Origin of the sequence: Pseudoalteromonas sp. SCSIO 43201 (assembly GCF_023716725.1) — a bacterium.
Lineage (GTDB): Bacteria > Pseudomonadota > Gammaproteobacteria > Enterobacterales > Alteromonadaceae > Pseudoalteromonas > Pseudoalteromonas peptidolytica.
This window is the reverse complement of the sequence record NZ_CP072684.1, coordinates 568,722-581,671: the sequence shown is the minus strand read 5'-3', so window position 1 is coordinate 581,671 and position 12,950 is coordinate 568,722. Positions and strand designations below refer to the sequence as shown.

Genomic DNA, 12,950 nt, shown 5'->3' with positions numbered 1-12,950 from the left:
CTTTCAAATAGACAACAATGCCCTCTATGAGATTAAAAAAGGAAAATTTAAAATGAAGAAGTTTTGTTTCGCACTATCCTTAGCAGCTGTATTTGTCTCAGCAAATAGTATGGCTTTACCAAGTCTGGCACATGATACTGATGGATTCGAACGCGTAACTGAATACACCAACGGTCCTGTAGCAACAGCGATCCTTGCAAGTGAATTTGCACATAACCTAAAGGTTGATTTACACCCACGAGGAGAGGGCGATTTTTGTAGTTACGCGAACGTATATCACCATACAACTGGTGAGCAAATCGCGCATGCTAACGTACAAGGGCTATCAGGAAGTAATTATGTTCAGCAGGCAACAGCTACCATTCCTGAGCAGTACTTAACAGCGAATAAACGCGTTGAAGTCTCTTGCACCAGCGCATCAGGGGAACAATACGACGTATATGTTAATGTGCCTGGTGCACCACTTGTAGAATGGGAGATAAACGCGCAGCCTGCAGGTGAATTTGTACACCGTCCGAATACCTACGGCTACCATAGTGCGTATCATGTTGAGAGTCGCCTAAGTGTGGATAGTCAAAGTAATAGTGGACGCTGCACAACACTGTCTAACCGCGGAGTTGAACTTGGACTCTTCCACGGTGAAAGTGGCAAAGGTCCATTCCATTCAGATGTATTTATGACTGACATCACAGTTGATAATTCTCAGGCTGGACAGCCTGTCTTGTATCAGATCATTGAATGTGAAAATGCGGCAGGAAAAACACTAGCAGTTAAGGTTTTGTCATTAACAAATCCAAATAGCATTAATGTTATCCATGAAGAACATGTGATTAAGTAACAAAAAATAAAAAGAGCGTGGCTAAAGCTACGCTCATATTTCTCAATTTATTTAAATTTATTTTTATATTTTAATTTGAATTTTTATTGAATTTAGTGTTTTTAATATATTGTGCTTTTTAATCGGGTAAGGTGAAGCTAAACCAAAAATATTACAACAAAAACCACTAAATATTAATTATGGGTTATGAAAATACTCGTTAACAAGATCCTAGCAGCTATTCTCTCTTAAATGATGGCATTCATTAGTGTGAGAAACACTGCCTTGTTACGGTACCCCACTTATGGTCTTCATAAATGTCTTCAATGTAGTTACCTGAGGTATAATCCCCGACCACATCTCTCCAAAAACTGGTTGCATGTTCCGCTCCTGCAACTTGCTTGATTTCCCAAGAACCACCAAGCTGCTCAAACAAACTGGAGATAAAACGTTTTCCTACTTTGTTTTTACGAAAACAAGGTAATACATAAAAATCACAGATTTCATATGCTTTTGGAGATTTCTCGTCTATTGCCGTGAGAGCTGCTGGGATACCGTCCAAATATAATAAGTAACCTGTAACAGAGCCTGTAAGCTGAGGGTAAATCTCAAACAAACCATTTTCGTTTGGTTTATCGTCTATAATTGGAGAAAATTCTGCGCCATAACCTTGGTAAAGGTTGGCATAAACCTGAGCATTATTAGTGTCTACTTTGACAATGTTCATGATGAACTCTTTGTGATAATTGAACTTTACATGTCATACTATCGCTTTTTTGACTTCTATAAAATGACCTTGTGCTAAAGCAATATTTGTCTTCATGTCTTCATCGGTTTCTCCTATTTGTGATCTTGTAGAGAGTTCTAATTAAACATGCCTTATCTAAAAGGAAGTGGAGAGTGGCGAATTTCAGAAGGTGAGTTTGAGATTAAATTAGATGTAATATGGGAAGCGCCAAAGGCGTAAAATTAGCTATTGACGCTATAATCTTTTGTTATTGGCTCGAAGCAGATTAATTCTTCGGAGTGAACTCCATTAACCAATTTGTCTCCCAAGTTTTTCCGTTATCCTTTGAAAATGCTTGCTCCCATGTAGGTTTTATGGGGTTAGTTGAATTCCAAAGAAATCTCACTTTAATTGGAGTATCATTGTAGCGCTCATCTGCATAGAAGCATCCAATCCCATCAGAGAATTTACCAACAACAGGTGTATCTAGTGCACTTGGGTTTCGACCATCTAGCCACCAAATAGACCACTCTCTTGTTGCAGAATTATATGAACGAATAGCTTTTGCTCTTACTGAAGCATTTGGAAAATTCAGTTGGACATCTTCGATGTTTCCATAACCACCGAGAGTATGAACGGTTGAAGAGAGCCCATCAAATTCAATCCACTCTTCACCTCCGTTGAGTATATCTTTCAATCGGCGGTGTCTTACATTCCAATCGCCAATGATGAAGTCAAAATCTTGCGGCGCATTAGGTTCTGAATCCAGTAACATCTTACTACCCTGTTTGTTGTTGTAATTTTAAAGCACAATAACATGAATACTGATTATTTATACAGTTTTATTTTAATGTTTGTGTATTTTTGGATGGGTAACCTCACAAAATGGATGGCAAAAGGGTTTAGGCTGAGATCCGCAAAGTTAACACTGGCACCCACAATATCTTGTTTACTCTATTTTTTAGTTATGCTGGGAAAAGTTGCTTAAAGGGTTGCAAGCGTGAGTGTATTGCGTCATTTCAGAGGAAGTGATTGCCTGTTATCCATGTTTTGACATTAAATCTAGAGAGTCTCGCACAACAAAGGTACCGCGATTCAACCAGCTTTAAAGCTTTTTTTTGGCTAAACCTACAAACGTTCACAATTTGCTAGATTTGTGCGCCGTTGTTTGAGTGTTCAACAATAAGCAGTGAGCACTTGCTCTTGACCAACTGCGCAGTGGAAGAGCCGAGAAAGTTGTGTTGTAAGTCTCACGCAATTATCAGGTTCGATGTTTCGTTGAGACAAAATAGATTGATAATCAAAGATATTTGCTTTTTATCGGTGTAAATATACTTCCCAGTAAGCTCGGCTAATTCCAAATAAGACTCGAGTTCAGAAAACTGTCTGCAAAAGCTGTGGTAGGCTGTTTGGTTGTTTTACTTGACCTTCATGGTCGATGCGCTTTTTGATACTGGTGAGGTCAGAAGTTTCAGGTTTTGGGGTTTGTATCAGTGAAGCTCTCTTCGCTTGTGATTGCGGGAAGTCATGGGGGCTCGTACCAATTGCACTGAAAATGTTTGGATTAGATTCTGCAAAATTTTCGCCAAAAGTACTGACGACTATCACAGATATTACGGGTGTTATTTCATTGTTAATGAATTGTGCTGTTGTTGCCTGATGTGCTGCTCAAGGACTACAAGGGGTTGGGGCTTTAAAGAGCTAGTGGTTTACACCAGCTCTTTTGCAAAACGTATTAGTTAACTACTACGTTGCTTGCTTGAGGACCTTTCTGGCCTTCTTCAACTGTGAAAGACACTGATTGGCCTTCAGTTAAAGTTTTGAAACCGTCAGAAACGATAGCACGGAAGTGTACGAATACATCTTTACCGCCGTTTTCCTGAGTGATAAAACCAAAACCTTTCTCTTCGTTGAACCACTTAACTGTGCCGTTTACTGTGTTAGACATAATTGAAACCTTTTTCAAAAAATTAATTGTGTGGTGAAAATCACCGTTAAAGCGATAGATAAAACTTAGCTAGTAACGCATTGGTATATCTATAAACGACTTTTTAAAAAAAAGAGTATCAAGAAAAAACAGTGCAGCAGTAGTAAGTGCTCTAAGTATCTAAAGCGCTATTATAATATAGCGTTCTTACATGGCTGTCCAATGAAGTTTATAAAATAGTTCAAAAAGCAATCGCTTTTAGGTTGCAAAGTGTTATTTGGATGGACTCTGTGGCCTGAGTTACTCAGTCGTATCGCTTTGGAGTACCTGCCTAAGTGCATTGTCCATTTGTAAAATAAAGTGTTGCTTATGTGGATACTTTTCTTCAAAGCCTTTTAAGTAACCAATATGTGCAGTACGCCTCATGATCACTTTATCTTCAATAATGTTTCCACTGCTAAGCTGAGAAGAAGCGAGAGATGTTTTATTTATTCCGAGTAAGGTGGAAAGCCTGTCATTCACATAGCAATCAATGCGGCCGCGAGAAAGCTTTTCGATATTTGAATTTGTGCTTTTATTCTCCCACAGCTTAATCAAGCCTAATTTTTGAGCTTCCATTAAGTCTTCATCCAAGATCATATATCCTGCGTTTATGCCGACATTGATGGCTTGTTCCGGTTTTATATGTGGGAGCTTTTTTAGCGTGACCCCTTTATTGCAAAAAGCGACCACCACTTCTTCTTGCAGTGGTACAGAGTATGGCCAGATGTAGGGTCTTTTTTTTATATGAATATAGGGAGGCATGAGTGCCATTGCCTCTGCTGATGCCATCGAAGAAAGTCCTCGTTTCCAAGGTATGGCCCGCAAAGTAATTGAATACTCTTTGCTTAGTATTCGAGCGGCTTGTTTGACAATATCAACATAAATGCCATACAGCTCGCCATTTATCTGATAGCTATAAGGCGGATAAGCATCATCCACTAAAATGGTAACAGCGATCGGTGCAGCTAGCTCCGGCTTATGAGGGGTCGCACAGTTATCGAAGGGCAGGGTTAAACAATACCAGATAAAAACATAGCGAAATACGTTCATTTTTCACTGATATAAAAATGTGTCGTCTCTTTAATATAGTCAACAATGGTGCAATTTGTTAGTAATCTCCATTGTGCTTATTGAGTCGGGTGCTTGGTGTCATTTCCCCACAAATAGATCACGTAATTTGATGAATTGATATAACTGGCAGGAATATCATGAGCGTTTATGCTTTAGAAACGCAGGCCAACATAACTGGTTGAGCGAGCGGGCAACACCAAAAGAAGCATTGCCTCTTTTGGTGTCTAGAAAAGCTAAAAGCTAGATTTTATTCTCAGCAAGTGCGATAAAGTAGCTATAGCTTAGTGCTATATCATGGATCCCTTTAAATCGACCCGATGCACCACTGTGACCTGCTTCCATATCGGTTTTAAATAGTAGCAAGTTATCATCAGTTTTAAGATCTCGTAGCTTTGCAACCCACTTGGCAGGTTCAAAGTATTGTACCTGCGAATCATGTAAGCCAGTTGTAACTAGCAAGTTCGGATATGCTTGTGCTTTCACTTGGTCATAAGGTGAATAAGATAGCATGTAGTCAAAGTAGGTTTTATCATTTGGATTGCCCCACTCATCGTACTCATTAGTGGTAAGTGGCAAGCTTTCATCCAGCATAGTATTAATGACATCAACAAACGGCACAGCTGCATGAACACCGTCATAAAGCGCTGGAGCTTGGTTAATCACCGCCCCCATCAGCAGACCTCCGGCGCTACCACCTCTAGCATATATTCTTGAGGCATCACCGTACTTTTGTTCTACTAATGCTTTGGTCACGTCAATAAAATCATTAAAAGTGTTCTTCTTATTTAACTTTTTACCATCTTCGTACCAAGGGCGGCCAAGTGTTTCTGACCCTCGAATATGAGCGATGGCGTACACAAAACCTCTGTCTAACAAACTTAAGCGACTTATAGAAAAGGTTGGTTCGACATTCAACCCATAAGACCCATAGCCATATTGCAGCAGTGGATTAGACCCATCTTGCTTGAATTTATCTTTGCGATACACAATTGAAACGGGTACTTTAATCCCATCACGTGCAGTGATAAATATACGCTCTGATTTGTAATTTTCAGGATTAAAGTCGCCCAGCACTTTATTTTGTTTTAATAACGTTTTATCAAGAGTTTCCAAATTAACATCAAACACAGAAGCTGGTGTGGTCATACTTTGATAGCCAATTCTCACCGAGTCAGTGTCTATGTTTTTGTTGCCTGTCAGGTATGCCGTATACGCTGGGTCATTAAACGTTAAGCGCTTGCTTTTACTGTTATCTAAATTACTAACCGTGATTTGAGTTAGACCGTTTTCGCGTGTTTCGTAAACCAGGTGCTGGTTGAACAAGGCAATACTTTCTAATTTTGCATCAGGGTTATGCTCAACCACCGTCTGCCATTTTGACCGATCTTTTACATCAGTTGCCTTAACACGCATTAGTTTAAAGTTAATAGCATCTTTGTTTGTATGAACGTAAAACCAATCACCTAGTTTGTTAATGCTGTATTCGTGACCTGCTTCTCTTGGAATGAAACGCTCTGGTTTGGCTTTTGCATCGTCAGCATTGATAAGAGACACACCAGACGATTCGGTACTGCCGTGGTGAATGTATATAGTGCTTTTATCTTTGCTCTTAGAAATATTGGTGAAGTAACTGTTGTCCGTTTCTTCATAGACTAATTCATCATCGCTTTGTGGTGTACCTAAAGTGTGACGAAAAACTTGGAAGCCAAGCAAAGTAACGGGATCTTTTTTGATGTAGTAAAGTGTTTTGTTGTCATTAGCCCACACAACTGAACCAGACGTACCCTCGATTTTGTCTTCTAACAATTTACCTGTTGTTAAATCTTTAACTTGAATAGTATAAATTCTGCGACTGAGGGTATCTTCAGCAAATGCTAACAGGTTTTCGTTAGATGAAATTTGTAGTGCGCCTACACCATAATAATTCTGGCCTTCAGCACGAGTATTCGCGTCAAAAATTGCTTCAGCATTTTTACCGTCTTTATGCTCGCTACGGAAATAGGTAAAGTACTCTTTGTCGCCTTCCGTTGCTGTGAAGTAGTAATAGCTACCGTTTAATGTCGGTACGCTACGGTCATCTTTAACAACTTTGTTTTTAATTTCTTCAAAAAGTGTTTGTTGGAGTTGCTTGGTCGCATCAAGTTTACTGTCTGCGTAGGCATTTTCTTGATTGAGATGACCTAGTACTTTTTCATTGCTTCTAGTGTCGTCGCGTAACCAATGGTAGTTATCAGTAAACTCTTGCCCATGAATCATCACTTTATGTGGAACTTTTTCAGCGATAGGTGCTGCCACCGCCACTTGTTGTTGTGCTTGAGTTTGCGCTTCAATTTGGTTTTGTTGCGGAGCTTCTTGGCAACCAAGAACTGCAAATAGAGCAGTAGAGATCAATGTGAATTTAAATTTCTTCATTGTTATTTTTCTATAGATAAATAAGTTTGCCCAGTCTAAACCAGTTGTCAATATGAGGACAACTGGGCAGTACACCATTTTTGTAACAATAATTAAATGGGATAGGTTAACTATTGTTCATCAATATCAAAGCGGCCAACTAATTGCTCTAGATCTTTAGCAAGTGCCACCAATTGGTCAGCTCCGGCATTAAGTGCAGCCGCACCGTCACCAACTTGCCTTACCGAAACATCTACAGAGCCAATCAATCGTTTGGTTTGACCAGCATTTTGACCTTGCTGTGTTGCTTGTGCTGCAATATTTGATACCGAAGACTTAATGCGTGATACGGCTGCTGTAATGTCTGAAAATGCTTGTTGAGCGCTTTGCGATTGCGTAATTGTGGTTTCTGATTCGCTCACACTCACCGTCATCTGGTTAGATACATTTCTAGTTTGCGCGATAAGATTAGTCAGCACTTGCTCAATCTCTTGCGTGGCATCATGAGAACGTTGTGCCAGTGTCCTCACTTCATCTGCAACCACAGCAAACCCTCGACCTTGCTCTCCTGCTCGAGCCGCCTCGATGGCTGCATTTAACGCAAGTAGGTTGGTTTGTTCTGCAATCGAGCGGATCACACCAAGTATATTGGTAATGTCTTGGCTTTCACTCTCAAGTTGATTCATCGCACTTGCAGACTCAGCTAGTGACTGATTGAGTCTTGCCACCTGTGACACGGTTAATTCGATGGTTTTGTTGCCGTGTTGGGCATGCTCGTCAGCGCTAACCACATCTTCAAGTGTCTGGGTGCAATGTCCAGTCACTTCTATTGCAAGCTGCTCCACGGTTTCAGTTGTTGTTGCAGCATTGGCAGAGTCATCCGCTTGAGCATGGCATTGTCTACGAATATCGTTAATACTTTTTTGGGAGTCTAGTGCTGCGCTGTTGAGTGTCGCGGCATTATGCTGAATGTCTTTCACTAACAGGTTAATCGAATCGAGAAATTTGTTGAACCAGGTTGCAAGTTCACCAATTTCATCGTTGCTGATCACCTTTAAACGTTTCGATAAGTTTCCTTCTCCTTGGGCAATTTCTCTCAAACCCAAAGAAACCATTTCTATCGGTTGGACAATTTTATTTGCCAGTGTGATAGCGGTAATGACAAAAATAATCACCATTAACATCGCAATTACCGCAATACTAATAGTCATATCGTATGCAGCAGCTAAAATTTCATCTTCATCAATAACTGCAATAAACTGCCAGCCAAGGTTTGATGAACGATAAATTTTAGCAACGTAGGTTTTATTATCGGTTTCAATGGTGAGGTAGGCTTCGTTTTTCACATCTCGAATTGCGTTATAAAGTGGGCTGTTGAGATCTTTGCTGTGTTTAAAGTTGTTGTCTTTGTTTTTTGGGTCAGCCAGTACAATACCGTTACCGTCGAGTAAAAGTAGATAGCCAGATTCCCCCAAGCGAATGTTACTAACAATATCAGTGAGAGTGGAGAGCGTCACGTCCAGCGATTGTGTACCTATCATTCTACTGTTACGCTTAATCGCCGTCGCGACTGAGACCATAGCTTGCCCTGTAACACCTTGATAAGGCTCTGTGAGGATAACGCTATTGGGGTTTGCTGCGGCTTTTTTGTACCAAGGGCGTTTAGTTGGATCATAGTTGCCCAGAGGTTCTGCTGGGTATTGGATAAAGCCACCAGAACTCGTACCTAAATAGACAAACAGTAACTCTTCATGGGTTTGTCCGAATGCGCGATAAAGCTCATAAATTTGCGCTTCATTCTGACCATTTTGCAACGGAGTCATTGGTTTCTCTGCACCAAAGTAAGTGGTGGTATTTTCACTAACATTTTGTACAGCCTCGGCCTGTGCTAAAAACCGGGCGCTCTTTTTCATTTGCTCAAAAAATAATACAAATGACCGTTCCGCTTGCCGAATTTCATTGCCGGATGCGTCTAAAAACTTTTCAAGAGAATCTTTCTTGGTTTGCGAAATACTCACAATCGAAATTGCCAAAATAGGAATAATAACGGTGAGTACAAAGCTAATTATCAGTTTTTTGCGCATCTTCATCGCAGAGACCCCATTAATTGGACTATGTTGTCAGGTGCCATATCACGGCACTGTATTTAGGGAAGGAAGTACTTTGGAGCTGGCGACACTATGATTTGCCGTCTTTTGCTTCACTACCTGCTCAATTTGAGAAGGTAAGTTGGGCGCTATTTTTGTTAAAAACCTCTTGTTTAGAGCTACTACGAGCGTACCTACATGGCAACGCATTTTACCCAAACTCACTCTCTTAATTGAGCGAAGTGCTATGTCTTAGGCTTCACTACAGTCGGTTGCAGGTAGTGGGCATCCGACCGTGTGAGGCATAATTTTATCTTCCTCTATAAATAGGTTTAGCATTGGATCTCGTGTTTTTTAAGTAATTTATAAAAATCAGAGCGATTTCGTTGTGCAAGTTTTGCCGCTTCTGAGACATTCCCCTCACAAAGCGCGAGTACTTTTTGAATGTAGTCATATTCAAATTGACGTTTAGCTTCGTTCAACCCAGTAAAAGCATTTTGCACACAATCTTTTGGTAAGGCTTTTTGTACAATATCTTCGGTTATCACTTTACCTGGAGTGATGGCGACACAGTGCTCTACAATATTATGGAGCTGGCGAATGTTGCCCGGCCAATGGTAATTCAACAAGTGCGTAATACTTTGTTGGTTAAATTGCTTTTCGCCATCGCTAAGAGCACTTAAGAAACGTGATGCAAGTAGTGGAATATCTTCCAATCGCTCTCTTAAGCTTGGGATTTCAACGGACACCACGTTTAAGCGGTAGTATAAATCTTCACGAAATTGTTTTTCGGCAACAGCGCTTTGAATGTTTTTATGGCTTGCAGAGACAAAACGAACATTGACCTTATGCTCGGTTTGGCCGCCCACCGGACGAACGGTTCGTTCTTGTAAAACACGCAGTAGTTTAACTTGCAAATCAAGCGGCATATCACCAATTTCGTCGAGAAATAAGGTGCCGCCATCGGCGGCTTGTACTAAACCTTCTTTGTCGCTCACAGCACCAGTAAATGCTCCTTTTTTATGGCCAAATAACTCTGACTCTAAAAGGTGGGCAGGCATTGCACCACAGTTTATCGCGATAAAAGGCCCTTGAGATTGATTACTTGCCAGATGGATCGCTTTTGCCGTCACCTCTTTACCAGTGCCGCTCTCGCCTTGGATCAGGATGTTTGCGTTGCTACTAGCAAGCGCTTGGATTTGCTGTACTAACTGACGCATTGAGGCGCTTTGAAACAACAAGCCATGAAAGTTATTAGGATCTGAAGTCTGGGCTGTTCTTACTTTTCCAGCAAGCGCCTCATTGATGACATCAAGCATTTGTTGAGAGTCAATGGGTTTGGTTAAAAAGCTGACAAAGCCTTGTTGCATAGCGTCGACAGCATCTGGAATTGAGCCATGAGCGGTCATCATCACAACGGGCATTCCCGTATAGTGTTTTTTTATCTGTTCATTAAGTTCAAAACCGTTCATGTGCGCCATCTTTAGGTCTGTGATAACCAAGTCAATGGGCATTTGTTTGAGGATGTTTAATGCTTGCGTACCACGATGCGCTACTTCAACTTCGTATCCATGGCTTTCTAACCGTATCGCCAGCAGCTCTGTCAAAGATGTATCGTCATCTACTAAAAGCAACTTTGCACCCTGTTGTATTTGACTCATAGTACATCCTCCTCAAGTGATGGGGTTTCAGATAGATCGGTTTTTAGACGTTGAGTTTCTATGTCTGCCAACTTTTGTTTCAGCTCAGCAAGCTGCTTCTGTGTTTGTAGCAATTGTGCTTGGTGCTGTTGTGCTTTATTGTCAGCGTAATAATTGCTGATTTTTTGCTCACGAAGGTTTTGAGTATGCCAAGCTAATGATTCAAACCAAATGTTATAATCTTCCGGCCAATAATCTTGTAGTCTTAGCGCTTCAATGGCTTTAAGTTGCTTGGTGGTTGAGTCTGTACCGCAATAGGTGTGAATAAAGCCTTGTAAGTGCTGAGCACCTTTATAGTATTGGTTAAATGTCACGTTATGTTTTTGGGCGCATTGACTGACTAAGGCTTTGATCACTTCAGTTAAAGGCACAAACCTAGCGCTAGTTTCTGTTTTCACAGGGCCAATAAACTGCTTTGTTTGCTCGACGTTATGCTCCGTTGTGGCACAACCACTGAGCAAAAATAGCATGATACTTAATGCGATGTATTTCATTTTGGATCCCTTTTTGGAAAGGCGACTTGAATACTGGCGCCAGATTCTACTGGTAGCCATTTCACATAGCCTTTTAATTGCTTCACACACTCAGAGACAATGGCTAAACCTAAGCCACTGCCATTATTATTTTTATTTTTCTCACCACGAACAAATGGCTGGAATAATGAATCGGCATCATTAATGTCGATGCCATCACCGTCGTCACGGACTATCAACAATACTTCGCCATTTTGCTCTTTAATTGAAATAGTGACATTGCTTTTAGCGTGATCGATGGCATTGCTCACTAGCTGAGTTAACACTAATTTGCAGGGAAGATAAGGCACTTTGAGGTCATCATGGTTTTGCCAGTTCACTATTACATCAGTCTTTCCTAGCTTATCGCTAAGATGCGTTGAGACTTCTTTTTGGATAAGATTCATTTCGGCGTTGTGATGTAGGCTATCAGGGTGACTGGCCGCGCTATAGCTGAGCAAATCGTCGATCAGCGATCCAAGCTTTGCAACAGAGTTTTCCATTATGGTGAGAATACGTTGCTGCTTTGGATTAACAGCTCCAAGCAATCCACTATTTAATAAGCTGCTTCCCTCGTTTAGTGATGCTAAAGGGGTTTTAAGCTCATGAGTAACATGGCGCAAGAAAGTTTCTTTTTGTTGTTGAATGCGTTTAAGTTCGAGCCTTAACCAATTTAACCTGTCACCCAGTTGCTGTAACTCATGGCTACCAGAAAGTTCTACCGACTTATCAAAATTACCTTTACCCACCTCAGATACCGCAGATTCTACCTGATTAAGCTGCTGACAAATCCGGTTGATCAAAAAGATGCTGATCACGATAAGGGTGGGTAGCAAGATGATGAGGCCAAACATAAACCATGTTTGCAGCTGCACGAAATGGGCTTCTTGATCTGATAAGCGCTTATTCAGTGTTTGCTGAAAGCTTTCCTCGAATTGATTAAGCACTTTAACCAATCGTTGAAACTCTTCAGCTTTTGAGGTGGCATTGATCTCATCCGGAGCAAACTGTCGCCATTTAGCAACAAACAGCGAATCGGGTAGGTTTATTTTTAATAATTGAATACGTTTTTTGGTGTTTTGCCACTTCTGCTCGATGCTTTCTTGCAGTGTTTCACTTTGCAGCAGTTGATTATTTTGCAGTGCTTTTTCAAGCGCACTGATATCTGCTTTTACAAAATTGTATTCAAGAATAAGCTTTTGATTTTTATTATAAATATCCTGCGTTTTTTGTTGGTTTTTGGACAGTGCTTGGGCGTACCACAAAGTCAGTGTGAGTATTGGAAGCACACCAATAAACATGGCAATAAGTGCCTGTTTTTGTAAAGACTGAGAAAAAATTTTTTTCACGATACCAAACCCTTCCCAAAGGTGAACTAATTTTGACCAAGTAGCGCTGTTCGGTTTGTAAAACTTAGTGTGAAAAAGTGGCGTTGTTGCAAATATGCGACAACCTAATACTCAGAGAAATAAAGACTTTTTATTTTCCATACCTTCAGCTGTCGCCATTTAGCAACAGTTAGCCTTAATCCAACCTTAACCTTTCCAAGCGAACTTCTTTAACTATCTGATAAATATTGCTTTTTTAATTTTGGCATCAAAGTTGGAATAGTTATCTCGAAAGCAAAAAACGAAACGCAAAAACAAATGCAAAATCAGTTTTAGCTTTAATAGCAA

The 12,950-nt window shown here is 40.5% G+C and carries 10 protein-coding genes; 1 reads left to right on the top strand and 9 read right to left on the bottom strand.

Annotation, left to right across the window (positions count from 1 at the left end; translation table 11 throughout):
• Positions 1-52: 52 nt before the first annotated feature.
• Entirely contained in the window at positions 53-838 is a 786-nt protein-coding gene (locus tag J8Z24_RS19175; protein WP_128732138.1) for a hypothetical protein, read from the top strand.
• Positions 839-1,082: 244 nt separating this feature from the next.
• Here the strand turns inward: J8Z24_RS19175 and J8Z24_RS19170 are convergent, their stop codons facing one another.
• The 9 genes from J8Z24_RS19170 to J8Z24_RS19130 all read right to left on the bottom strand — a co-directional run bounded on the left by J8Z24_RS19170 (position 1,083) and on the right by J8Z24_RS19130 (position 12,623).
• Positions 1,083-1,544 carry a GNAT family N-acetyltransferase gene (locus J8Z24_RS19170; protein WP_128732139.1) on the bottom strand — a complete coding sequence of 154 codons (462 nt, stop codon included), beginning with the start codon at positions 1,542-1,544 and terminating at the stop codon, positions 1,083-1,085.
• 286 nt (positions 1,545-1,830) lie between these two features.
• The gene (locus J8Z24_RS19165) at positions 1,831-2,319 is read right to left on the bottom strand and encodes a DUF1579 domain-containing protein (RefSeq protein ID WP_128732140.1); all 489 of its coding nucleotides are present in this window, start codon (positions 2,317-2,319) and stop codon (positions 1,831-1,833) included.
• 960 nt (positions 2,320-3,279) lie between these two features.
• The gene (gene cspE, locus J8Z24_RS19160; RefSeq protein WP_010369631.1) at positions 3,280-3,492 is read right to left on the bottom strand and encodes a transcription antiterminator/RNA stability regulator CspE; all 213 of its coding nucleotides are present in this window, start codon (positions 3,490-3,492) and stop codon (positions 3,280-3,282) included.
• A gap of 279 nt (positions 3,493-3,771) precedes the next feature.
• The gene (locus J8Z24_RS19155) at positions 3,772-4,563 is read right to left on the bottom strand and encodes a substrate-binding periplasmic protein (protein WP_176033569.1); all 792 of its coding nucleotides are present in this window, start codon (positions 4,561-4,563) and stop codon (positions 3,772-3,774) included.
• 261 nt (positions 4,564-4,824) lie between these two features.
• On the bottom strand, positions 4,825-6,996 hold the full coding sequence (locus tag J8Z24_RS19150) for a S9 family peptidase (RefSeq protein WP_176033570.1): 2,172 nt from the start codon (positions 6,994-6,996) through the stop codon (positions 4,825-4,827).
• 110 nt (positions 6,997-7,106) lie between these two features.
• A complete protein-coding gene (locus tag J8Z24_RS19145; RefSeq protein WP_252095652.1) occupies positions 7,107-9,065 on the bottom strand; it encodes a methyl-accepting chemotaxis protein in 1,959 nt (652 codons plus the stop codon).
• A gap of 329 nt (positions 9,066-9,394) precedes the next feature.
• Positions 9,395-10,723 (bottom strand): sigma-54-dependent transcriptional regulator, encoded by a 1,329-nt coding sequence (locus J8Z24_RS19140; protein WP_252095651.1) that lies wholly within the window; start codon positions 10,721-10,723, stop codon positions 9,395-9,397.
• On the bottom strand, positions 10,720-11,256 hold the full coding sequence (locus J8Z24_RS19135) for a hypothetical protein (RefSeq protein WP_147390148.1): 537 nt from the start codon (positions 11,254-11,256) through the stop codon (positions 10,720-10,722). The genes J8Z24_RS19140 and J8Z24_RS19135 overlap by 4 nt, the downstream gene beginning before the upstream one ends.
• Positions 11,253-12,623 carry an ATP-binding protein gene (locus J8Z24_RS19130; protein WP_176033574.1) on the bottom strand — a complete coding sequence of 457 codons (1,371 nt, stop codon included), beginning with the start codon at positions 12,621-12,623 and terminating at the stop codon, positions 11,253-11,255. Before J8Z24_RS19130 ends, J8Z24_RS19135 begins: the two co-directional genes overlap by 4 nt.
• Positions 12,624-12,950 lie beyond the last annotated feature (327 nt).